General features: G+C 71.0%; 17 protein-coding genes. 10 read left to right on the forward strand and 7 right to left on the reverse strand.

Annotated features, from left to right (window positions below):
• Nucleotides 1-233: 233 nt before the first annotated feature.
• Nucleotides 234-776 (reverse strand): SH3 domain-containing protein, encoded by a 543-nt coding sequence (locus OOK38_RS12820; RefSeq protein ID WP_266760751.1) that lies wholly within the window; start codon nt 774-776, stop codon nt 234-236.
• Between the two features lie 247 nt (nt 777-1,023).
• Between OOK38_RS12820 and OOK38_RS12825 the strand changes: the two genes are divergently transcribed.
• From OOK38_RS12825 to OOK38_RS12860, 8 genes are all read left to right on the forward strand, one after another.
• Nucleotides 1,024-1,923 carry a hypothetical protein gene (locus OOK38_RS12825; protein ID WP_266760749.1) on the forward strand — a complete coding sequence of 300 codons (900 nt, stop codon included), beginning with the start codon at nt 1,024-1,026 and terminating at the stop codon, nt 1,921-1,923.
• Between the two features lie 140 nt (nt 1,924-2,063).
• Entirely contained in the window at nt 2,064-3,074 is a 1,011-nt protein-coding gene (locus OOK38_RS12830) for an endonuclease/exonuclease/phosphatase family protein (RefSeq protein ID WP_266760748.1), read from the forward strand.
• A 38-nt stretch (nt 3,075-3,112) separates the two neighbouring features.
• Nucleotides 3,113-5,047 carry an FUSC family protein gene (locus OOK38_RS12835; protein WP_266760746.1) on the forward strand — a complete coding sequence of 645 codons (1,935 nt, stop codon included), beginning with the start codon at nt 3,113-3,115 and terminating at the stop codon, nt 5,045-5,047.
• Nucleotides 5,048-5,292: 245 nt separating this feature from the next.
• Complete coding sequence (locus OOK38_RS12840) at nt 5,293-6,945, forward strand: VWA domain-containing protein (RefSeq protein ID WP_266760745.1); 1,653 nt, start codon at nt 5,293-5,295, stop codon at nt 6,943-6,945.
• Nucleotides 6,946-7,117: 172 nt separating this feature from the next.
• Nucleotides 7,118-8,842: a methionine--tRNA ligase gene (gene metG, locus OOK38_RS12845; RefSeq protein ID WP_266760743.1), complete on the forward strand. Its 1,725-nt coding sequence runs from the start codon at nt 7,118-7,120 to the stop codon at nt 8,840-8,842.
• 188 nt (nt 8,843-9,030) lie between these two features.
• Nucleotides 9,031-9,396, forward strand: a complete 366-nt coding sequence (locus OOK38_RS12850; RefSeq protein WP_266760742.1) for a PH domain-containing protein — start codon at nt 9,031-9,033, stop codon at nt 9,394-9,396.
• A gap of 226 nt (nt 9,397-9,622) precedes the next feature.
• On the forward strand, nt 9,623-12,655 hold the full coding sequence (locus OOK38_RS12855; RefSeq protein WP_266848413.1) for an FG-GAP-like repeat-containing protein: 3,033 nt from the start codon (nt 9,623-9,625) through the stop codon (nt 12,653-12,655).
• Between the two features lie 268 nt (nt 12,656-12,923).
• Nucleotides 12,924-13,400, forward strand: coding sequence for a hypothetical protein (locus OOK38_RS12860; protein ID WP_266760740.1), 477 nt, complete (start codon nt 12,924-12,926; stop codon nt 13,398-13,400).
• A 32-nt stretch (nt 13,401-13,432) separates the two neighbouring features.
• Here the strand turns inward: OOK38_RS12860 and OOK38_RS12865 are convergent, their stop codons facing one another.
• Nucleotides 13,433-13,615, reverse strand: a complete 183-nt coding sequence (locus OOK38_RS12865) for a DUF397 domain-containing protein (protein WP_266760739.1) — start codon at nt 13,613-13,615, stop codon at nt 13,433-13,435.
• A gap of 3 nt (nt 13,616-13,618) precedes the next feature.
• Entirely contained in the window at nt 13,619-14,470 is an 852-nt protein-coding gene (locus OOK38_RS12870; RefSeq protein WP_266760738.1) for a helix-turn-helix transcriptional regulator, read from the reverse strand.
• Nucleotides 14,471-14,704: 234 nt separating this feature from the next.
• Here OOK38_RS12870 and OOK38_RS12875 point away from each other — a divergent pair, with 234 nt between their 5' ends.
• Nucleotides 14,705-15,130, forward strand: coding sequence for an ATP-binding protein (locus OOK38_RS12875; RefSeq protein ID WP_266760736.1), 426 nt, complete (start codon nt 14,705-14,707; stop codon nt 15,128-15,130).
• A 47-nt stretch (nt 15,131-15,177) separates the two neighbouring features.
• Here the strand turns inward: OOK38_RS12875 and OOK38_RS12880 are convergent, their stop codons facing one another.
• On the reverse strand, nt 15,178-16,131 hold the full coding sequence (locus OOK38_RS12880) for an intradiol ring-cleavage dioxygenase (protein ID WP_266760734.1): 954 nt from the start codon (nt 16,129-16,131) through the stop codon (nt 15,178-15,180).
• Nucleotides 16,132-16,267: 136 nt separating this feature from the next.
• Nucleotides 16,268-18,031, reverse strand: a complete 1,764-nt coding sequence (gene aspS / locus OOK38_RS12885) for an aspartate--tRNA ligase (protein ID WP_266760733.1) — start codon at nt 18,029-18,031, stop codon at nt 16,268-16,270.
• A 167-nt stretch (nt 18,032-18,198) separates the two neighbouring features.
• Between aspS and OOK38_RS12890 the strand changes: the two genes are divergently transcribed.
• Nucleotides 18,199-20,439, forward strand: coding sequence for a SpoIIE family protein phosphatase (locus tag OOK38_RS12890; protein WP_266760731.1), 2,241 nt, complete (start codon nt 18,199-18,201; stop codon nt 20,437-20,439).
• Here the strand turns inward: OOK38_RS12890 and OOK38_RS12895 are convergent.
• Together OOK38_RS12895 and OOK38_RS12900 are read right to left on the reverse strand one after the other, a co-directional pair.
• A complete protein-coding gene (locus OOK38_RS12895) occupies nt 20,436-21,533 on the reverse strand; it encodes an AI-2E family transporter (RefSeq protein WP_266760729.1) in 1,098 nt (365 codons plus the stop codon). The two genes, OOK38_RS12890 and OOK38_RS12895, sit on opposite strands and share 4 nt — an antisense overlap.
• 135 nt (nt 21,534-21,668) lie before the next feature.
• Entirely contained in the window at nt 21,669-22,640 is a 972-nt protein-coding gene (locus OOK38_RS12900; RefSeq protein ID WP_266760727.1) for a pirin family protein, read from the reverse strand.
• Between the last annotated feature and the right edge of the window lie 9 nt (nt 22,641-22,649).

Below are 22,649 nucleotides of genomic sequence, written 5' to 3' on the forward strand. Positions count from 1 at the left end.
CGTCGTCCTGTGCCTCGTCCTGTGCCGTTCCGGCCTCGCGGGAGGCCGGAACGGCACACGGCTGACGTCACACCACAGCTGACGTCAAGCACGACTGACGCGTCACCACGGCTGACGTCACCACGGCCACGACTGACTCGTCATCACGGCGTACGGCCGACGCCACCACGGCATACGGCGCACGAGGCCCCGGCGGGCAGCCGGGGCCTCGTGCGTCTCCCTCACTCACCTACTCACCTACCACCTGGGACCCAGTCCCAGGAGTTCGAGGAGGAGCCGGACACGGTCCAGGTCCAGGAGCTGGAGACGCTGAAGCTCCAGGTGGAGCCGGTCGAACTCCAGCCGGGGTCGTTGCGCGGGTTCCGGTCGTTGTCCCAGTGCGCGTTGTGCCACACCCCGTCCTTCTCGCCGGGGCACGGGTCCGAGCAACTGGGCACCCACTGGCCGCCGGTGTCGACGAACGCGGCGCTCGCCCAGGCGTGGGCGCCGACGAGCCAGTACCAGTTGGTGTCGCCGAAGACGCTCTGTCCGGTCACCGCGCACTGCACGCGGTCCTGACTGCCCGGTGAGAGCGCGCCGACGACGGGCGAGTTCGTGCTGGGCTGGAGTCGCAGGTTCAGTTCTCCACGGGAGACGACGGTGCCCCAGACGGGACCGGAGCTGTCGGTGTGCGCCGACGGAGCCGCCGCCATGGAGGTGCCGGCGGCCGCGACGGTCAGTACACCGCCGCTGAGCAGGGCCGCGGCAAGAGTCCGCAGGGCCGGGGTGGTGCGCATATCGGCCTCCTTTTCCCCAGATCCAGGAAACACCCGTTCGGGTGAGGGCTCCACCGGAGCGGGCGGAGCCCTTGGGGCGACTGGGAAGCGCGGGGGTGGAAGGCGGCGTGGGGAGGCCGTCGAAGAGGGCCGGACGGGGGTCGGAAGCGGCTTCGCGGGCGTGGCGGCTCCCCGTTCGGCTTGTCATATGCGCCCATTTGCAGTCAACCCGCTCGCGGACAGCCTCCGGGAGGCCTTGCCTGAAGAGGTGTCCCCTCGTGTCCGGAGCGCTCTGTCGACCGTGCTGATCGGCCTCGCCTGCCTGCTCGCGCCGCTCGGCGCGCTGTCGACCTGGGCGATGTACGGGCTCGGCGATTCCGCGCGGTACGAGGCCACCATGGCGCCGCTCGCCGCCGACGCCGACGTACGGGACGCGATCGCGGCCGGCGTCACCGACGGCATCCTGCGCGAAGTCCACGTACGGCCAAGGCTCCAGGGGCCGGTGAACCATTTCGTGCGGGACGCGGTGCGCTCGTTCACCGAGACCGAGGCGTACCGCACGGCGTGGGAGGCCGCCAACCTGGCCGCGCACGAAGCCGTGATGCGGGCGCTGCGCGAGGACCGCGAGGGTGCGGTGACCGTCGACCTCGCGCCCGTCACCGAGCGGGTCAAACGCCGACTCGCCGACGACCACATGCCGTTGGCCGGCCGCATCCCCGTCGAGCACACCGAGATCACCGTGCTCGAGGCCGAGGACATGGCCCGTCTCCGGAAGGGGTTCCACGTGCTCGAAGTCGCCGGTTTCTGGCTGCCGGTGGCGTCGGTCGTCTTCGCGGCGGCCGGGATCGTCGTCGCCGTGTGCCGCCGCCGGGCGGTCCTCGCGACGGGCCTCGGCACCGCGCTGGGCGCCACGCTGCTCGGCGTCGCGATCACCGTGGGCCGCAGGCTCACCCTCGACGACCTGCCTCCCGACGTGTCCCGCACGGCCGCGGGAGCGGTGTACGACGCCCTGACCGAGACCCTCCGCTTCGTCTGCTGGCTGCTGCTGGCCATGGGTCTGACGGTGACTCTGACCGCCGTACTCGTCGGCGTCTTCACGCGCCACCGGCAGGCGGCCAGGGCGACCCGGCCGGCTCCCGCGGAGCAGTCGACACAGGTCGGCGTCTGACCCTGCCCGAGCGGACGGACGTCCGGCCCGCACCGGGGGCGCCCGGGGCCCGGACATCGCAGCGGGCAACCCTCCACCACCGCACCCCGTCTTCGGGGGAGGATTCGGACACCTCACCCGGACGAACGGAAGGCGGGGAGTTGGACACTGCGGCGGCGGAGTGGACGGGCGCGGAGGATCCGGCGTACCGGGAGCGGCGGGGTGGCCGGACCTTCGGGGTCTGGGTGGCCGGTCTGCTGCTGGCCGGGGTGAGCGTCGTCGTCGGATGCCGGGCGGCCGACACCGACGGGATCACACCCGTACCTCAACTGCTGGCGTTCCTGCCGTGGTTGCTCGTACCGACCGGTCTCGCCCTGCTGCTCGCCCTGCTCGCGCGCTGGCGGACGGGTCTGGTGTGGGGGGTCGCCCTCCTGGGGTTCGTCGCCTGGTTCATCGAGCCCTACGGCAGTGCCACCGAACCCGGCGGGAGTCCGCTCGCCGGGCTGCGGGTCATGACCTCCAACGTGGAGTTCGGGCGGGGGACCGGTTCACTGATCGAGGCCGTCCGGCGGCGCGGGCCCGACATCCTGTTCGTCGAGGAGTGCGACTACGGGTGTTCGCGGGCGCTGCAGGACGCCTTCGGGGGCGGCGAAGGCGTGTATCCGTACCGGGAGGCCGTCGAGGGGGCCGGGGCCGACGGATCCGTCGTCATGAGCCGGTTCCCGCTGAAGGGCGCCGACGGTGTGCGCGGAACCATGGGCATGCCGGGCGCCGTCGCCGACGTGCGGGGCCACGCCGTCCGGCTGCAGCTCGCCCACCCGATGCCCCCGCTCCCGGGCCAGATCGGTGTCTGGCGGCGCGAACTGGGCGAACTGCGCGACTACGCGGCGCGGTCCCGTGAACCCACCGTCCTCGCCGGGGACTTCAACGCCTCCCAGGACCACGCCGTCTTCCGCCGCATCCTCGACACCGGACTGCGCGACAGCGCCCGGCTCGCGGGCTCCCCGCGGACCCCGAGCTGGCCGGCCAGGACCACACCGGCGTTCGGCGCGCAGATCGACCACGTCCTCGTCTCGGCCGACTTCTCCGCGGACCGGGCCGCCTTCCTGCGGATCGGCGGCAGCGACCACCGCGCCCTCGTCGTCGACCTCACCCTCCACCAGCGGGACTGAGCCGGGAGCCGCCTTCCGGACACCCCCATACTTGGGACATGTCCCGCGAGTTCCCCATCGGCCTCACCCCTCCCGACTGGCTGGTCAGGAACCTCCAACCGCAGCGGGCACCCGTCAACCGGCCCGCCGCCGTACGCGCCGCCGTCGCCCTGTCGCTCCCCCTCGCCATCGGCCTCGCCTACGGCCGTCCCGCGTACGGCGCCCTCGCCTCCATGGGCGCGCTGTCCGGAGTCATCGGCGACACCGCGGACGCGTACCGCATGCGGATCTTCAACATCGCCGTCCCGCAGTTCTTCGGCGCGATCGGCGTCACCATCGGCGCCCTGACCTTCGGGCACGGCTGGGTCGCCGTCGCCGCGGTGACCGGGGTCGCCCTGGTCTCCGGGATGATCTCCTCGATCGGCGCCGTCGCCTCCGTCACCGGACTGCTGCTGCTCCTCAACTGCGTGATCGGCGCCGGACTTCCGCTGCCCGGCGCCTGGTGGCTCGCCCCGGTCCTGATGTCCGGCGGCGGGCTCCTCGTCCTCGCGCTGGCCCTGCTCGCCTGGCCGCTGCGCTCGGGGGTGCCGGAACGGTCCGCCGTCGCCGACACCTACCGCAAGGTCGCCGACCTGCTCGCCGCGAGCGGCACCGACGCCTACGAGGACCTCCGCGTCGCCGTCACCCAGTCCCTCAACCAGGCGTACGACCTCGTCCTCGCCCGGCGCGCCTTCCACCACGGCCGCAGCACCGACCTCGTCCGGCTGCTCGCCCAGCTCAACGCCGTCACCCCGGTCGTGGAGGCCGCCCCCGCGGCCCACCAGCGGGGCGCGCCGCTGCCCGCCGAGATCCCCGCCGCCGTCCGCCGGCTCGCCGAGGCCGTCGAGACCGGCGGCACCGGCCCCCTGGAACTGCGCCTGCCCACCCCGGTCGACGAGACCTCGCGTGCCGTCGACCACGCCCTGCGGCACGCCTCCGGCGTCGTCACGGACCGGTCCCCCGACGCGCGCGCCCTCGACGACCGCCTCGGCAGGCCCGCCCCGCTCCGCGTCCGCGCCGCCCGCGCCGGCCGCAACGTCCTGTTGTCCCCGGCCTCCTGGCGCTACGGCACCCGCCTCGCCCTGTGCATCGGCCTCGGCCAGGTGCTGGTCTCGACCGTCGCGGTGCCGCGCTCCTACTGGGTCGCGCTCACCATCACGTTCGTCATGAAGCCCGACTACGGCTCCGTCTTCTCCCGGGCGCTGCTGCGCGCGATCGGCACGGTCGCCGGGCTGGTGGTCGCGGCGGCCGTGCTGACCGTGGTGCCGCGCGGCTGGTGGGACGTGCCCGTGATGATGCTGCTCGCCCCGCTCATCCCGGTCCTGACCCCTCGCGGCTACGGCTATCAGACCGCCGCCATCACCCCGGTGATCCTGCTGCTGTCCGACAACCTCAACCACCAGGGCACCGGGCTCATCGTGCCCCGCCTCGTCGACTCCCTCATCGGCTGCGCGATCGCCCTGGTGGCCGGGTACCTCCTCTGGCCGGAGAGCTGGCACGCCCGGGTCGGCGACCGGCTCGCGGACGCGGTCGCCGACACCGCCGGCTATGTCGAGCTGGCCTTCGGGGACACCGCCGAACCAGCGGCCCGCGCCCGCAGCCGGCGCCGTCTGTACCGGGACCTCTCCTCCATCCGTACGGAGTTCCAGCGCGCCCTGACCGAACCGCCGCCGAACGGGCGCCGGGCCGCCGCCTGGATGCCGCTCGTCGTCGCCGTCGAACGGATCGTGGACGCGACGACCGCCGCGCGGGTCCACGTGAAACAGGGCGCGGCCGAGCCGTCGTCGGTCGAGATCTCCACCGTCGCGCTCCAGCTGCGGGAGCTGTCCGAGGGACTGCGCGAGACGGACGTGCTCGTCGCCGTCCGCACCGACCTCACCGGCCCTTCGGGCAGCGTGCTCGAACCGGTACGGCAGGAGGTCGCGGCGGCCAGGGCGATCGCCTCACCGCACTGACGCGCTTTACCTTCCCCTTGCGATCCCTTCACACAAGCGTGACACCAGGGAGAGCGCGCGGCGGAACGCAGAATTCCGACAAATCCCCGTGATAGGAAAGTGAACCCCTGGGCGCCGTAAGGGGGTTGACCTGACCGTCGTCCGGTGTGCCGCCCCTGCCGAAGATCACCTTCTGTGGCCGCTAACCTTACGTGTCCGTCCTGGCCAGGGATTGACGGGATCAACTCACGCGAAGGGTTGCGCACATGGGCATTCTCACTCTCCTGCGGAATGCGTTCGGCCGCTCACGCAAGGGTCGTGACGCCGACGTGGAGACCTCGCGAGAGGCAACGTCGACTCCGACGGTCCCGGCTCCCGCCACGGAGCCGGCGCCGTCCCCGGAGGCCGAGCCGGCCTCCGCCCGGGTGACGGAGGCCGAGCCGAAGATTCCGGCTCCCGCCTCCGAGCCCGAGCCCTCCGTGGTCGACGAGCTGGTTTCGGCCGCCTTCGACAACGTGACGGTGCCGAAGCAGACCTCGTCCCCCGCTTCGGAGGGGACCCCCACGGCAGAACAGCCGACGGAAGAGACCCCGGAAACGCCCACAGAGGCAAAGCCGGAACCGGCGCCGGCAGCAGAGCCGACGGCCGAGACCGAGACCGAGCCGGTCACCGAGCCCGAGGCGGAGCCGGCCGCCGAGGCTGAGCCGGTTGCTGAGCCCGTCGCCGAGGCTGAGCCCGTTGCTGAGGCTGAGCCGGTCGCCGAGGCGGAGGCCGAGCCCGCCGCCGAGGCGGAGCCGGTCGCCGAGGAGGCCGAGCCCGTCGCCGAGGCTGAGCCGACGGTCGAGCCCGAGGTCGCCGCGGTCGAGGCGGAAGCGGTCGTAGAGGCCGAGCCCGTTGCCGAGCCTGTCGCTGAGACGGAAGCCGAGCCGGTCGTAGAGACCGAGCCGGAGCCCGTGGCCGAGGCGGAGCCGGTCGTCGAGCCCGTTGCCGTGGTCGAGCCCGAGGCGGAGCCCGTCGTCGCCGAGGAGGTCACGCCCGTGGCCGCGCAGGTGGACGAGCCCGCGGCCGCCGACGGCGGCGAGGCCCCACAGGTGGCACCCGCAGCCGAGGTCGAAGGCAGCACGGGTGGTGCGGGTGGGAACGAGGACGCCGAAGGCGAAGCCGAGGCTGGGGCCGAAGGCGAAGCCGAGGCTGGGGCCGAAGGCGAAGCCGAGGCGGAGGTCGAGGCCGACGCCGAGGCGGAGGCGACCCCGGGTGTCTCCGCCGTCCCGCTGACGCGGGTCAAGTCCGAGGCCCCGGCCCTGGTCACGGCGTACAACGAAGCGGGTACCGCGCTCCAGAAGCGGGACCTCACCGGCACACGCGCCAAGATCTACCTCGTCCTCGACCGCTCCGCGTCCATGCGCGCGTACTACAAGGACGGCTCCGCCCAGGCCCTCGGCGAGCAGGCCCTGGCCCTCGCCGCCCACCTGGACCCGAACGCGACCGTCCACGTCGTCTTCTTCTCCACGGAGCTGGACGGCACCGGCGCTCTCACGCTCACCGAGCACGAGAACAAGGTCGACGAGCTGCACGCCGGCCTCGGCCGCATGGGCCGTACGAGCTACCACGCGGCGGTGGAGGAAGTCGTCACCCACTACCAGAAGTCGGACACCACCGACCCGGCCCTGGTGATCTTCCAGACGGACGGCGCCCCCGACGCAAAGACCCCCGCCACCCAGTCCCTCACCGACGCGGCGAAGGACCACCCGGGCGTCTTCTTCTCGTTCGTCGCCTTCGGCGAGCACGACAACAAGGCCTTCGACTACCTCCGTCGGCTGAAGACCGGGAACACGGCCTTCTTCCACGCGGGCCCGGCCCCGCGCGAACTGACGGACGTCGAGGTCTACGACGGCGTTCTGGAGAACTGGCGCCCGTAACCCCGTACGACCCGCACCTCGCACCACCGGGCCGCCCGCTTCCCACCCCTTAAAACGGGAAGCGGGCGGCCCACCCATGTCGGCTACGATTTCAAGGTTCACCGACGACGACCCGCCGACAGCGAAACCGACGCGATCGTCGCCCCACGTAGCGACTTGGGAGCAGCCCGCGATGGCTCGACACCTCATCACCAGCGCCCTTCCGTACATCAACGGGATCAAGCACCTGGGCAACATGGTGGGGTCCATGCTCCCGGCGGACGTGTACTCCCGGTACCTCCGCCAGCGCGGCCACGACGTCCTGTACATCTGCGCGACGGACGAGCACGGCACCCCCGCCGAGCTGGCGGCCAAGGAGCGCGGCCTGCCGGTCGACGAGTTCTGCGCGCAGGCGCACGACGCGCAAAAGGCCGTGTACGACGGCTTCGAGCTGGCCTTCGACTACTTCGGCCGCAGCTCCAGCCCGGAGAACCGTGAGATCACCCAGCACTTCGCGCGCCGCCTGAACGAGAACGGCTTCATCGAGGAGCGCGCGATCCGCCAGGTGTACTCGCCCACCGACGGCCGTTTCCTGCCGGACCGCTATGTAGAGGGCACGTGCCCGCACTGCGGTTACGACAAGGCCCGCGGCGACCAGTGCGAGAACTGCACGCGTGTGCTCGACCCCACGGACCTGATCAACCCGCGTTCGGCGATCTCCGGCTCGACGGACCTGGAGGTCCGCGAGACGAAGCACCTCTTCCTCCTCCAGTCGAAGCTCCAGCACGAGGTCGAGGAGTGGGTGGCCCGCCACGAGTCCGAGTGGCCGCAGCTCGCCTCCTCCATCGCCCGCAAGTGGCTGACCGAGGGCCTGCACGACCGCGCGATCACCCGCGACCTGGACTGGGGCGTCCCGGTCCCGTCCGACACGTGGCCGGAGCTGGCCGCCGAGGGCAAGGTCTTCTACGTCTGGTTCGACGCCCCGATCGAGTACATCGGCGCAACGAAGGAGTGGTCCGACCAGGACACGGAGAACCGCGACTGGAAGTCCTGGTGGTACGACGCGGACTCCGGCGAGAACCCGGTCCGCTACACGCAGTTCATGGCGAAGGACAACGTGCCCTTCCACACCGTCATGTTCCCGGCCACCGAGCTGGGCGTGCGTGAGCCGTGGAAGAAGGTCGACTACGTCAAGGCCTTCAACTGGCTGACGTACTACGGCGGGAAGTTCTCCACGTCCCAGAAGCGCGGCGTCTTCACGGACCACGCCCTGGACATCCTGCCCGCCGACTACTGGCGCTACTTCCTCATCGCCAACGCCCCCGAGTCGGACGACTCGTCGTTCACCTGGGAGCACTTCACGGCCACGGTCAACAAGGACCTGGCCGACACCCTCGGCAACTTCGTCAACCGCGTCCTGTCCTTCTCCAAGAAGCGCTTCGGCGAGGAGGTCCCGGCGGGCTCGGAGGCCGGCGAGGCCGAGGCGAAGCTGGGCGAGGAGATCGCGGGCCTGCTCGCGGAGTACGAGACCCAGATGGAGGCCCTCCAGTTCCGCAAGGCGGCCGCCGCGCTGCGCGCCCTGTGGTCGGCGGGCAACTCCTACCTGGAGGAGAAGGCTCCCTGGCTGGAGATCAAGACCAGCCCCGAGGGCGCGGCACTGACGCTCCGTACGGCGATGAACCTGATCCACCTGTACTCGGTGGTCTCGGAACCCTTCATCCCGGCGTCCGCCCGCGCGATGCGTTCGGCGTTCGCTCTCGCGGACGACTCGGCGACCTGGGTGACGCCGGACGAGGCCCGCGCCCTGTCCTTCCTTCCCTCCGGCACCCCCTTCACCGTTCCCCCGGTCCTCTTCGCCAAGATCACGGACGAGGACCTGGAGTCGTACAAGGAGCGCTTCGGCGGCTCGCCCGAGTAACGGCTGCCGCTCGACAGGAGCCCGGGAACGAACCAACCGTTCCCGGGCTCTTTCGCGCGTCGGGAACGGAACTTCCTCGTCCTCTGTGCTCCCGTTTTCGGGCGGGATACATTGCCAAGATCATGTGAAGCCGTTGGCTTCCTGGGACACGAGTGGGCAGACGAGTCCACTGAGTGGGGGGTTCATCCATGGCGCTCTTCGGAAACGCGCACACCATCGACCCGGCTACGGCGCAGCAGGACTTCGCCCGCCTGCTGGGTCAGAACGAGCAGGTCCACGCCGCGTACCAACTGATACGTGACACCATCCTGTTCACCGACCGTCGCCTCATCCTGGTCGACAAGCAGGGCATCACCGGCAAGAAGGTGGAGTACCACTCCGTCCCGTACCGGAGCATCACCCACTTCGCGGTGGAGACCGCCGGCACCTTCGACCTCGACGCAGAGCTCAAGATCTGGGTCTCCGGCACCGCGCTTCCCATCGAGAAGACCTTCACCAAGGGCGTCGACATCTACGAGGTCCAGGCGATCCTGACCCAGTACGTGGCGAAGTAGCCCCGCCCGCCGCAGCACCTCCGGACGCCGCCCGCCACGGGACGGCCGAACCCGGCTCACCTGCGGCGATACCGCACCCTCCCCGCGAGGCTCCCTGTCAACCCCTGCTAGCATCCGCGCACTTGTGCGAGGGCGGGGGCCCTCGCGGGGAGGGACAGTTCACGTGGGCAGACACGCCCCGAGACGGCGCGGCCTTGCCGCGGCCGTCTCATCCATAGCGGTCGCCGTGGCGGCCGCCACCATCGCCGTTCTGCCGCAGAACGGCGCCTCGGCGGAGCCGGCCGCACCGGCCGGGTCCACTTCCGAGATCACCCTGACCGACCCCGTCGGCACGCAACCGCGCGCCGACCGGCCGCTGGTGGCCGGCGCGAGCGGCTTCCTCCACCGGCAGACCGGGATCACCGGGCTGCTGTGGACGGACTACGCCGACGGCACCAGCACGGTCGTCCGGACCGCCGACGGCATGTACACGCCCGCGGGTGTGTGCGCGAGCCTCGGCTCTTCGACCTGCCCCACCGCCTGGTACGGCAGCGACGCCGACCTGGTCGCGCTGCCGTCGTCCGGCTCCGTCGCCCTGTGGGACCCGGCGACCCGGACGACGTCGTCGTTCACCTCCGACGAGGGGTACCGGGGGCTGGCCGGACGGACCGTCGTCACCGAGAAGTCACTGCACGACCTCGTCGACGGCACCTGGCGCTCCCGCGCCATCACACCCGACTGGATGCGGATCACCTCGGGCGCGGTCAAGGCCGCCGACGCGCACGGCGTGCTGTTCAAGGTCGACAGCTCCCTGTACTACCTCGACCTGGCCACGGCCACCGCCACTCCGGCCTCCTCCGGTCCGTACTCGCAGCAGTACGGCGTCCTCGACGACGACCGGATCGGCTGGTACGACTCCGCAGGCGCCGACCTGCACGTCAAACCGCGCACTGACCCGGGCGCCGACGAGCAGGTGATCGATCTGCCCTCGCCCGGTGCCCAGCTCGACGGCGCCCCGGTGCTCTCCGGCGACTGGCTGCTGCTCCCGCTGGACACCGGCACCGGCACCAGCGAGCTGCGGGCCGTCTCCCTGAAGGACGGTTCCTCACGCACCCTGGCGGCCAAGGCGGGGGCATACGTGGTCCGCGCGTCCGGCAACGCCGCCCTCGTCACCGGCGGCACCGGCGCGAGCGACTGGTGGGTGCGGCGCTTCACCGTGGCCGCGGACGGTACGCCCGGCCTGGAGCAGCTCGCCCAGATCCCGGCGACGGAGAACGCGAAGACCGGCCTGGCCCTCAGCCGCGGCGGCCTGCGCGTCGCCGAGGACGACCCGAGCGGCACCATGGACACCACCTCGCTGCGCACGCTCGCCGTGGCCGGCGGACAGCTCACCGCCTCCGCGCCCGAGGCCGGGGACAAGGTGCTCACGCGCTGCGCGTACACGGGCGTGGCCTGCTCGATGCTCTGGGGCAACCTCGGCAACAGCCCCCGGGACGCCTTCCTCGGCACCACCGGCACCGGTCTGACCGGTAAGGACCGGCTGGTCGCCATGCTGGACGGCTCCTCGGACTGGACCCTGGAGTTCGGCACCACGGGCGGCCACATCGTCGACGTCTCGGACAACTACGCGGTCTACGACTCCGGGGACACCTCCCCGATGCAGTACATCGGCGAGTTCGGCCAGGGACAGAAGCTGAAGCGGTCGGTGCGCGCCGCCGCGCTGAACGGCGCGACCCTCTGGAGCGCCTCGACGACCGGCAAGCTCACCTCGTACAGCCTGACCGAGGACAAGACCCTCGCGACGGTGACCGTTCCCGGCATGTCCTGCGTGCCGGGCGAACTCCAGGCGACGGGCCGCTGGGTGTACTGGGCGTGCGGCGACGGCTCGGCCGGCGTGTACGACACCAGGGCCGCCACCTCCCGGGCGGTGAACGGCGGCGACGTGCTGCTCGGCGACGGCTTCACCGTCCGCCACGACCGCGCCGCGGGCACCCTGGTCCTGACGGACGCGGCCACCGGCACCAGCCGTGTGCTCGCGACCGATGTCGCCGACACCGGCCTCGCCATGGACCGCCGCTTCAAGTGGACCGTGGACGAATACACGGGCCTGGTGGCCTGGACCGATCTGTACGAGCGGACGCACATCGCCAGGACCGGTGTCACGCCGTCGGCCGTCACGTCGCTCAAGACCGAGACATCGGACTACGTCTACGTCGGCTCCAGCGCGCCCTTCCACGGCTCCTGGCTGCTGTCCCGCCCGGTCACCTCCTGGTCGGTGACCTTCACGTCCGTCCAGAGCGGTGCGCGGGGCAAGGCGACCCGCACGGTCACCGGGGGCGCGTCCACCGCCTGGGTGGCCACGGACTGGTACGGCACGACGGTCGACAACGCCCGCTTCCCCAACGGGCAGTACACCTGGACCCTCAAGGCCACGGGCACCGGCACCGCCTCGGCGGTCACCGTCGCGACCGGCAAGGGCTTCCTGGAGGGAGGCGCGCCGGTCCGGCACGACTTCTCCAGCGCGGAAGGTCCGGACGGCCGCGGCGACCTCCTCACCTTGAACTCCTCCGGCGGTCTGACCTTCCAGTCGGGCACCGGCAGCGGCACGTTCGGCGACAAGATCAGCGGTTCCGGCTGGGCCACCAGCATCAAGGCCGTGCCGTTCGGCGATCTCAACGGGGACCGCTGCAACGACGTCCTCGTCCGGCTGAGCAGCGGCGCCCTGCGGGCGTACAAGCCGCACTGCGGCGAGGCGGTCACTCCGAAGACGTCGTACACCACCCTCGCGAGCAGCGGCTGGACGCAGTACGACGTGCTGACCTCGCCCGGCGACGTGAGCGGTGACGGCCGTCCGGACCTGATCGCGCGCGTCGCGTCCAGCGGGACCGTCTACCTCTACAAGGGAACGAGCACGGGCACGCTGTCCGCCCGTGTGAAGCTCTACGACAGCTGGAAGAGCTACAAGAAGATCGTCGGTGCCGGTGACCTCGACGGCGACGGCATCGGCGACCTGCTCGCGCAGGACACGTCCAACACCCTCTACCGCTACAACGGCAAGGGGGACGGAACCTTCGCCGCCCGCGTGAAGGTGTTCGGCGACTGGGGCAGCTCCTACAACGCCGTCGTCGGCGTCGGTGACATCACCGACGACGGCAGGGCCGACCTGGTCTGCCGCGACAGCGGCGGCAACCTCTACCGCAACAGCGGGGACGGCAAGGGATCGTTCGGTTCGCGCACGAAGATCGCCACCGGCTGGAGCGGATACCGGTCACTCTCCTGAGGCTCCGCACCTGAGGCGCAGCACCCGAGAAGGGGCCCGGGACCACACGTCCCGGGCCCCTCTTCGGCATACCCCGGGCCGCGCCCGCCGAGGCCGCCGACGAGGCGCCGGAGACCGGCTGGAGGCCTGGTGAGGGCCCTGTGGCGACCGGGCGACCAACCGGCGACGAGCGGGCGACGAGCCGGGAAAAGCCCCCTCTGTCCGGTCCCGCCGATCCGGAGTGGACCCCGGCTCCACAAGGCCCTCGATCACCCGTATGGTTTCCGCCATGGCAGTCCCCGAGGTCATTCCGATCGCCTACGAACCGAAGCACCGCACCGAGACAATCGGCCGGTTCGCGGACGGTCAGTTCCTGGCGTCGATCACGTACGCCTTCCCCGAAGGGTTCCGTCCCGACGACGGCTGGGAAGAGCACAAACGTCTGTACACAGTGCTCCACACCTTCGACTCCGAGGGCCGCTACCGCGACTCGGAGGTCTGGTGCGCCGGCACCTGGGCCGAGCAGCAGCGAGACCCGTACGGCGACAGCTCGGTGCTCTCACGTGCCCGCATCCACCTGGCGAAGCTGCTGCGCAGCCTGCCCCGGCGCTCGTACACGGACATCGCGATCCGGCCGTTCCAGCTCACCGTCGACGGCGTGCTGTTCGGCCTGCTGACCGGCGTGGACGAGGGCGAGGCCTGGGCCGAGCTGTACCCGGACCGCCTCGGCTTCTCCGAGCCGTGGGACGGCACGTACGACACCTGAGCGGTGCTCGATGCATCCACATCAGTGGACGATCACCCGGTACGGCTCACACGGAGCCGGCACAGCAGTGCGGCCAGCCCCTGCCGGGTGACGGCGACTATTCGTCCCGGATCATCGCTCTCACGGAGCAGCACTGTGTCCTCGACACGGGCGAGCTCCACGCACTCGTTGCCGTCACCGGGGCCGGAGAACGAGGACTTCTGCCACTGCGTCACGGCTCAGATCTCCTTCGCCAGTCGGTGCATGAAGTCCCGCGACTTGGCGGGCTCCAGAGAGGCCGACTCCACCTTACGGAAGAGTGTTCGCATGGCGAGGAGTTGAGCGGAGGCATCCAGGAAGACCGAGCCGTACGGCGCGTCCCGCTGCGCGGTGTCCAACGCGGTCACCTGACCGCCCGCGTACAACATCATCGAACTGGCTCCGGCGAATCCGTCGACGTCGAACGGAATCACTCGTACCGAGACGTTGGGCCGCTCCGACGCCCCCAGCAACTCGTCGAGCTGGGCACGCGCCACTCGTCGATCCGCCACGCGCGTGCGCAACGCGGATTCGTGTACCACCGCCTCGTAGCCAGGCGCCGCCTCTCGCGAGAGGGCCGACTTTCGGCGCATCCGGTGCGTCAGTCTGGGCTCCAACTCACTGTCCGGAAGCTCGGGAACCCGGTAGGAGAGCACAGCGCGGGCGTAGTCCTCCGTCTGAAGCAGACCGGGTACGTGCGCGGTGGCGATCACCTGCATGAAGCGCGCATGGTGCTCCAGCTCCGCCAAGTCGCCGAATACCGGCGGCAGTACCTGCGCATACTCTTCCCACCAGCCACGCGTCCGGTCTGCGGCCATGTCGACGAGGCCGTCGATCAACGCCTCGTCCGCGCAGCCGTAGTGCGCCGCCAGCCTGCGCAGGCGCTTCTCGCTGACCCCGGCGATCCCCGCCTCCATCTGGCTCATCTGCGCCGAAGTCGATCCCAGGAACTGGGCCACATCCCTAGCGGTCATTCCGGCAGCGTCACGCAGTCGTCGCAGCTCAGTGCCGAGGCGGACCTGACGAGCGGTCGGCTGACTCCTCGGTGGCATGCGTGCCCGTTCCTCTCAATGGACCTTGTACGAGCGCCGGTTGGTCTCGCTCGTCCGGAGTCAGATTACGCGAGCGGCTTGCACGGGCAGAAATTAATGCCCTACCGTCAGTGATGCGACGCACACTCTGCGGAACGCCGGAACCCCGGAAGCGCACCGCCCCGCCATGCCACGGCGGGGGCGACACTGCCACCGCCCGACGACCGCCATCCCCTCCCTGACCAGGAGTTCCGCATGCCCGAAACCGGCGAACCCGATGACGACCGCTGGGAGTACACCCTCTCCGTCCCCAACGACCCCCGTGCTGTCACGATCTGCCGCCGCGCCCTCCGCCTGATCCTCACCCTGCACGGCCTGCCGCATCTCGCGGAAGTGGCCGAACTCGTCGCAACCGAGCTGGTCACCAACGCCGTGCAGCACACCAAGGGCCCCGCGGCCATACGTCTCCGCTGGGCCCGCGGGGTGCTCCGCATCGGCGTGTGGGACGCGGACCCCACCCCGCCGGCCCCCGCTCCACCAGAGGCGCACGGCGAATCAGGACGCGGTCTCACCCTCGTACACGGATGCGCGGACGACTGGGGCTGGTACCGGCTCGGCGGAGCCCGAAGCCCCGGGGGCGCCGGCAAGTTCATCTGGTGCGAACTGACCGCGGCGGCGTGAACCTTCCCGCAGGCACCCCCGGAGCAGAGCCGATCGACTCGCGGCGGCTATGACGCCGAAGCGGACGCGTTCGGCTGGGTGTCCGTGCTGTCGTGGGTCTCGTCCGGGGCGACGCCCATCGTCAGGTGGGCGTGGACGCCCTTGGCGATGTGCTTCCTGCTGTACGAGAGGTACAGGAGCCCGCCCTCGTGACCGTTGTCCGGGTAGATCGTGTCCTCGTCCAGCGTCGTGCGGGTGGTGGTGTTCGTGGAGTACGGGGAGACCTCCGCCGACGCCAGGACCGCCTTCTCGTCGAAGAAGAGCTGGCCGGTGTGGCAGGTGTGGCCGCCCTCGTAGCCCGCGTCGGTCCATGTGCCGTCCACATGGACCTTCACGTGGATGTGGACACAGCGGCCCTGGTACCAGCCGGGGAACACCGTCCTGAAGGTGACGTAGCCGTGCTTGTCGGTCTTCCAGGTGCCGCGCAGATACCGCTCGTCGTCGGTGGGCTCGGAGTGGCCGCCACCGGTGCCTCCGGAGGGCCCGCCGGACGGGGGTTCGCCGGTCGGCGTGCCCGAGGGGGTGCCGGACGGGGCGTCCGTGGGCCCGCCCGACGGAGCGCCGCCGCCACCGCCGTTGCTCATCGCCTCGTAGCCGGAGTACACGCCCAGCGCCGAGCAGTGCCAGATGTCCACCGCGGCGTTCCTGACCGGCTTGCAGGTCTCCGCGTCGATCACCTTGAGCTTGAGGGTCAGAGGGATGCCCTCCTGGTCCTCGGTGATGTCCTGGCGGAGCTTGTCCGCGTCGATGTAGTAGGGGCCCTCGGTGGTCTCCGAGGTCAGCGTGTAGCAGGTCTCCGCGCCGGACGCGGCCGCCGCGCTGCCGGTCGTGACCTCGTCCGCGGACGCGGTCACGGCGATACCGCCGCCCACGCCCACGGCCGCCACGGCCGCTCCACCTGCGATGACGACCTTGCGCCGGGTCATGTTCCGTTTGTGCGCGGGTCCTTGAGTCTCAGTCATGCGCCGGACGATAGGGAGCCGTCCTGTCAGCAGCGTGGGTGCGGACTGTGGGTTCGCACCGCACATGAAAGTGGCCCGGAACCGTCGTCGGTTCCGAGCCACTTCAGTGAGCGAGGCCTACTTCGGCGTGCGAGGCCTACTTCGGCTGCGGCTTGCGCACCGAGAGGTGCAGCTCGCGCAGCCGGGTCTCGTCCAGCTCCGTGGGCGCGCCCATCATCAGGTCCTGCGCGTTGCCGTTGAGCGGGAACGCGATCGTCTCGCGGATGTTCGGCTCGTCCGCGAGCAGCATGACGATGCGGTCGACGCCGGGGGCGATCCCGCCGTGCGGCGGGGCGCCGAAGCGGAAGGCGCGCAGCATGCCGGCGAACTGCTCCTCGACGGTCTCCCGGTCGTAGCCCGCGATCTCGAAGGCCTTGAGCATGATCTCGGGCTCGTGGTTCCGGATCGCGCCGGAGGACAGCTCGACGCCGTTGCAGACGATGTCGTACTGCCAGCCGAGGATGTCCAGCGGGTCCTGGGTCTCCAGGGCCTCCAGACCGCCCTGCGGCATGGAGAACGGGTTGTGCGAGAAGTCGATCTTCCCGGTGTCCTCGTCCTTCTCGTACATCGGGAAGTCGACGATCCAGCAGAAGCGGAAGACGTTCTCCTCGAAGTTGCCCGAGCGCTTCGCGGCCTCGACCCGCACCGCGCCCATGATCTTCGAGACCTCGTCGAACTCGCCCGCGCCGAAGAACACCGCGTGACCGGCGGCCAGGGAGAGGCGCTTGGTCAGCTCGGCGACGTTGTCCTCGGTGAGGAACTTGGCGATCGGGCCGGTCAGCGAGCCGTCCTCGCCCACGCGCACCCAGGCCAGGCCCTTCGCGCCCTGCTCGACCGCGTAGTCACCGAGGCCGTCGAAGAACTTCCGGGTCTGACCGGCCACGTCCGGCACCGCCAGGGCGCGCACGTGCTTGCCCGCGAAGGCCTTGAACTCGGAGCCCTCGAAGATGTCGGTGATGTCGGTGAGCTCGAGCTGGGCCCGCAGGTCCGGCTTGTCGGAGCCGTACTTCAGCATCGACTCGCGGAACGGGATGCGCGGGAAGGGGGAGGTGACGTGACGGTCACCGCCGAACTCCTCGAACAGCTCCGTCATGAGCTTCTCGATGGGCTGGAACACGTCCTCCTGCTCGACGAAGGACATCTCGACGTCGAGCTGGTAGAACTCGCCCGGCGAACGGTCCGCGCGGGCGTCCTCGTCGCGGAAGCAGGGCGCGATCTGGAAGTAGCGGTCGAAGCCGGAGATCATCAGCAGCTGCTTGAACTGCTGCGGCGCCTGCGGGAGCGCGTAGAACTTGCCGGGGTTCAGCCGGGAGGGGACCACGAAGTCGCGCGCGCCCTCGGGGGAGGTGGCGCTGAGGATCGGGGTCGCCATCTCGTTGAAGCCCAGCGCCGTCATCTTGTGACGGATCGCGGAGATCACGGCCGTACGCAGCAGGATGTTGCGGTGCATGCGCTCGCGGCGCAGGTCGAGGAAGCGGTACTCCAGGCGCCGCTCCTCGTTGACCCCGTCCTCGGCGTTGATCGTGAAGGGCAGCGGCTGGGCGGCGCCGAGCAGCTCGACCTCGCCGACCTCGACCTCGATCTCGCCGGTCGGCAGCTCCGCGTTCACGTTCTCCGTACCGCGCGAGACGACCTTGCCGTCGACGCGGACGGTCGATTCCTTGGAGACCTTGTCGAGGGCCTCGTAGGCGGCGGTGCCGGGGCGGGCGACGAGCTGCGTGATGCCGTAGTGGTCGCGCAGATCGATGAAGAGGATGCCACCCAGGTCTCGGCGATTGTGCAGCCAGCCGCTCAGCCGGACGTCGCTGCCGACGTCAGAGGCGCGGAGCTCGCCGCAGGTGTGGGACCTGTACCGATGCATCGTCGTTTCATCCAGTCTTCGCGGATTGAGGGCGTGTTTCACGTGAAACACCCCCAGGGTACCGGGCAGCCCAGTACCGCCTCCCCATCATTAACCGCTCCGCCACGGCTCGGCGCCCTGGACGGCATCGGTGGCAGGCACCGATCACTCGTTCGTACAGTGGGCCCATGCGCACTGGTGAGCCCCTGCCCGCCGTGGGGGCCGTCCTGGCCACTCTCGCGACGGGCGTGTGGCGCTGGGACAACGCCGCGGGCCTCGTCACCTTCGACGCGGAAGCCGCACGGCTCATGGGCATGCCCGCGGAGCGGACGACGCTCTCCGAGGCGGGCACACGCTCCCATGTCCACCCCGTCGACTGGAACGAGATGGACGGGGTGGTGCAGCTCGCGGCCGCCGAGGGCACGCTCGCCGAGGCCCGGATGCGGATCATGGACGGGCACGGCCGGGTGCTCCGCACGGTCCGCAGCCGCTCGAAGCCGATCGTCGACCCCGAGACCGGTCAGTTCGAGCTGATCGGCACCCTTCAGGAGGTCAGCGAGCAGCCTCCGGACGCCGCCGCGCGCACCCCCGTGACCGGGGACTGGCGCCGCTCGCGGGAGGCGTTCCTGCTGGACGCGGGGCGGGCGCTGGCCGAGGCGCGGTCCACGGCGGAGGTACTGCGGGTGGCGGCGGGGCTGTCGATGCCCGGCTTCTCGCCGGACGGGCTCGCCGTCTTCGGCGCGGAGGGCGACCGGCTGACGATCATCGGCCATCACGGGCACCAACCGGGCGACGAGGGACCCTTCACCCACATGTCGCTGGTCACGGACTATCCGGCCGCCGAAGTCGTCCGTACGGGCCGTGCGGTCTACCTCTCGTCCCCCGACGACTACAAGGACCGCTACCCGGCCTCCTGGCCGCTCGCGCGGCACTTCGGGCGGCAGTCCTGGGCGTTCCTGCCGCTCACCGTCGCCGGCAGCACCATGGGCGCGTGGATGGCGGCCTTCACGTATCCCGTCACCTTCACTCCCGACGAGCGCTCGGTCCTCACGACCGTCGCCCGCATGCTCGCGCAGGCCCTCTCGCGCGCCGGAGCAGCCGAGACCGAGCGGGAGCTGACCGATGGCCTCCAGCGCTCGATGATGCCGACGCTCGGCCCGCAGATGCCAGGCATGAGCGTCGCCGCACGCTACGTCCCGACCGGCGGCGGCCTCCAGGTCGGCGGCGACTGGTACGACATGATCCCGCTGCCGGCCGGCCGCTACGCCCTGGTCATCGGTGATGTGCAGGGCCACGACGTCCGCGCCGCGGGCCTGATGGGCCAGCTCCGGATAGCCCTGCGCGCGTACGCCGCCGAGGGCCACCGCCCCGACGCGGTGCTGTCCCGGGCCTCGCGCTTCCTGTACGGGGTCACGGACTCGGTGACCTACGGATCGAGCGGCGGCGCCGACGAGGGCGAGGACCCGGCGGACCCCGGCGACGTGCGCTTCGCGACCTGTCTCTACGTCGAGGTCGACCCGGCGACCGGGACGCTCGACATCGCCCGCGCCGGGCATCCCGACCCCGCGATACGCATGGCGGACGGGACGGTGCTGATGCGGCCCACGGCGGGCGGACTGCCGCTCGGCATCGACCCGGACGCCGACTACCCCACCACCCGGCTCGTCCTGGAGCCGGGCGAGACCATGCTGGTCTGCACCGACGGGCTCATCGAGACCGGCGGCCACGACCTCGACACCGGCTGGCGCCGTATCCGCCGGACGCTCGAGGCCCACGACGGCGACATGGAGACCCTCGCCGACGCGCTCGTCCAGACCGTGCACGGGCCCTCCTCCCACCACACCACCGGTCCGCTGGCCGACCGGCGCGAGGACGACATAGCGGTGCTGCTGCTGTCCCGGCTGGGCGGGACGGGCGGCTACGACGACACGGCCCCGACCGTCCGGCCGATGGTGCGCCGCACGATGCTGACCGTGGCGCAGGCCGAGCCCGAGCGGATCGCGGAGGCCCGGCAGCAGCTGCGGGAGCTCCTGCACGACTGGGCCTCCGCCGACCAGCTCGACTCCGCGGTCCTGCTCGTCTCCGAGATGGTCACCAACGTCCTCGTGCACACCGATGCCGACGCGCTGCTCGTCGCCGAGGTGACGGGCGAACCGGGCAAGCGGCGGATGCGGGTGGAGGTCACCGACGGCAGCGACGACCTGCCGCACCGGCGCCATCCCGGGGAGCTGGCGTCGTCCGGACGCGGACTGGTGCTCGTGGAACTGCTCGCGGACGCGTGGGGGGTGGACCCGCGGGGTGAGGGCAAGACCATCTGGTTCGAGTTCTCCGAAACCTCGGACACGGATGCCGGGGAGCCCGGGGCCGTACAGGAATCCGCGGTGCTGGAGGCCTTCGATGCCTTCGGCGAGGCCGCGGACCTCGCTTAGGAGTCCTCGGAAGGCCCCGGCGCCCCCGGCACTCCGGGGAACCCCGGTGCCTCCGGCCCTTCCGGGCCCGGCTCGAAACGTGCACGGAGTTCATGCAGCACACCGAAGGCGGCGGCCGTCAGCGGTACGGCGAGCAGCATGCCGAGGACGCCCGCGACGGACGCGCCCGCCGTGATCGCCAGCAGCACCACCGCCGGATGCATCTGCACCTGCCGGCTCTGGATCATCGGCTGGAGGCCGTATCCCTCCAGGACCTGCACCGCGAGCACGACCCCGAGCACCCACAGGGCGATGACGAACCCCCGGTCCGCGAGCGCGACCAGCACGGCCACGGTGCCGGAGATGAACGCGCCGAGATACGGGATGTACGCCCCGACGAAGACGAGCGCGCCGAGCCCCACCGCACCCGGGACCCGCAGGACCAGGAGCCCGACGGTGATGCACAGCGCGTCGATGAGCGCGATGATCGTCGTCCCGCGCATGAACCCCTCGACGGCCTCGAAGGCGCGCCGGGCCATGGCCTCGACGATGTCGGCGGTTCCCCGGGGCGCGAGCGACCGCAGTGTTCCGGCGACCCGGTGCGAGTCCCGCAGGAAGAAGAAGACCAGCAACAGGGCGAGGAAGGCCATGGCGATGGCCTGGCCCACGATGCTGACGCCGCTGACGACATTGGACGCGGCCGTGCTGCCGAACTCGGTCAGCAGATCCTTGGAGTTGGCGGCGAGGTCGTCGAGCGAGGCCCCGGCCGCTCCGAAGTGCTCGGCGACGGACCTCGCGGCGATCCGGAGAGAGTCCACGATCTGCGCGCCGGTGTGGATGAGCGCGGCGACGACGATGTAGACGGCGCCACCGACCACGACGGCCACCGCGACGCAGGTGAGGGCGGCGGCCAGCGAACGGTTGACCCGCGCCTTCACCAGCCGCCGGTACAACGGCCCCAGCAGGGCGGTCCCGAGCAGCGCGAGCAGCACGGGCACCACCGCGGTGCGGAATTCCCCGCAGAGCAGGATGCCCACCCATCCCACACCGGCGGCCAACAGGATCACGGCACACCAGGCCGCCAACCGCCGGGCACCCTCGGGGAGTAGCTGCACCCTCCCAGCTGACCATGCGTCAGCCGCGTCGGCGCCCCCGCGCAGGCCGAACGGGGGAGAAGGCCTCGCGAGGGCGCCGGTCGAACGAAGGGGGTGATCCGCACGACACCCCCTGGACCTCGGGAAGGGGAGGGACTACAGCCCGCCCTCCGACATCCCGTGCACCGCCGGGATCGTCCCCAGGCGGCCCTTCTGGAAGTCCTCGAAAGCCTGCTGCAGCTCATCGCGGGTGTTCATCACGAAGGGGCCGTAGTGGGCCATCGGCTCACGGATGGGCTGACCTCCGAGGAGGACGACCTCCAGGTCCGGCGTGTTGGAGTCCTGCCTCTCGTCCGCGCGGACGGTCAGCGAGGAACCCGCGCCGAAGACGGCGGTCTGGCCGGTGTGGACCGGGCGGCGGTCCGCGCCCACGCCGCCGCGTCCGGCGAGGACGTACGCGAGTCCGTTGAAGTCCTCGCGCCACGGCAGGGTGATCTCGGCGCCGGGCCGCAGCGTGGCGTGGACCATGGTGATCGGCGTGTGCGTGATGCCGGGGCCCTGGTGGCCGTCGAGCTCGCCGGCTATGACACGCAGCAGCGCGCCGCCGTCCGGGGTGCTGAGCAGCTGCACCGTGCCGCCGCGGATGTCCTGGTACCGCGGAGCCATCATCTTGTCCTTGGCCGGCAGGTTCACCCACAGCTGGAGGCCGTGGAACAGGCCGCCGGACATGACGAGCGACTCCGGCGGCGCCTCGATGTGCAGCAGGCCCGAGCCCGCCGTCATCCACTGCGTGTCACCGTTGGTGATCGTGCCGCCGCCACCGTTCGAGTCCTGGTGGTCGAAGACGCCGTCGATGATGTAGGTCACGGTCTCGAAGCCGCGGTGGGGGTGCCAGGGGGTGCCCTTCGGCTCGCCCGGCGCGTACTCCACCTCACCCATCTGGTCCATCATGATGAACGGGTCGAGGTGCTTGTAATTGATCCCGGCGAACGCGCGGCGGACCGGGAAACCCTCGCCCTCGAAGCCACTGGGCGCGGTCGTCACGGCCAGCACGGGACGCTCCACGGCGTCGGCGGGCGCGGCCACACGGGGCAGGGCCAGCGGGTTCTCGACAGTCACTGCGGGCATGTCGGTACC

The organism is Streptomyces sp. NBC_00568 (genome assembly GCF_026341855.1).
GTDB lineage: Bacteria > Actinomycetota > Actinomycetes > Streptomycetales > Streptomycetaceae > Streptomyces.

Bases quoted from the DNA above. Each gene is read 5' to 3' on its own strand.
- OOK38_RS12820 (WP_266760751.1), bottom strand. From the start codon at position 776: ATGCGCACCACCCCGGCCCTGCGGACTCTTGCCGCGGCCCTGCTCAGC.
- OOK38_RS12835 (WP_266760746.1), top strand. From the start codon at position 3,113: ATGTCCCGCGAGTTCCCCATCGGCCTCACCCCTCCCGACTGGCTGGTC.
- OOK38_RS12840 (WP_266760745.1), top strand. From the start codon at position 5,293: ATGGGCATTCTCACTCTCCTGCGGAATGCGTTCGGCCGCTCACGCAAG.
- metG (WP_266760743.1), top strand. From the start codon at position 7,118: ATGGCTCGACACCTCATCACCAGCGCCCTTCCGTACATCAACGGGATC.
- OOK38_RS12850 (WP_266760742.1), top strand. From the start codon at position 9,031: ATGGCGCTCTTCGGAAACGCGCACACCATCGACCCGGCTACGGCGCAG.
- OOK38_RS12860 (WP_266760740.1), top strand. From the start codon at position 12,924: ATGGCAGTCCCCGAGGTCATTCCGATCGCCTACGAACCGAAGCACCGC.
- OOK38_RS12870 (WP_266760738.1), bottom strand. From the start codon at position 14,470: ATGCCACCGAGGAGTCAGCCGACCGCTCGTCAGGTCCGCCTCGGCACT.
- OOK38_RS12875 (WP_266760736.1), top strand. From the start codon at position 14,705: ATGCCCGAAACCGGCGAACCCGATGACGACCGCTGGGAGTACACCCTC.
- OOK38_RS12880 (WP_266760734.1), bottom strand. From the start codon at position 16,131: ATGACTGAGACTCAAGGACCCGCGCACAAACGGAACATGACCCGGCGC.
- aspS (WP_266760733.1), bottom strand. From the start codon at position 18,031: ATGCATCGGTACAGGTCCCACACCTGCGGCGAGCTCCGCGCCTCTGAC.
- OOK38_RS12890 (WP_266760731.1), top strand. From the start codon at position 18,199: ATGCGCACTGGTGAGCCCCTGCCCGCCGTGGGGGCCGTCCTGGCCACT.
- OOK38_RS12900 (WP_266760727.1), bottom strand. From the start codon at position 22,640: ATGCCCGCAGTGACTGTCGAGAACCCGCTGGCCCTGCCCCGTGTGGCC.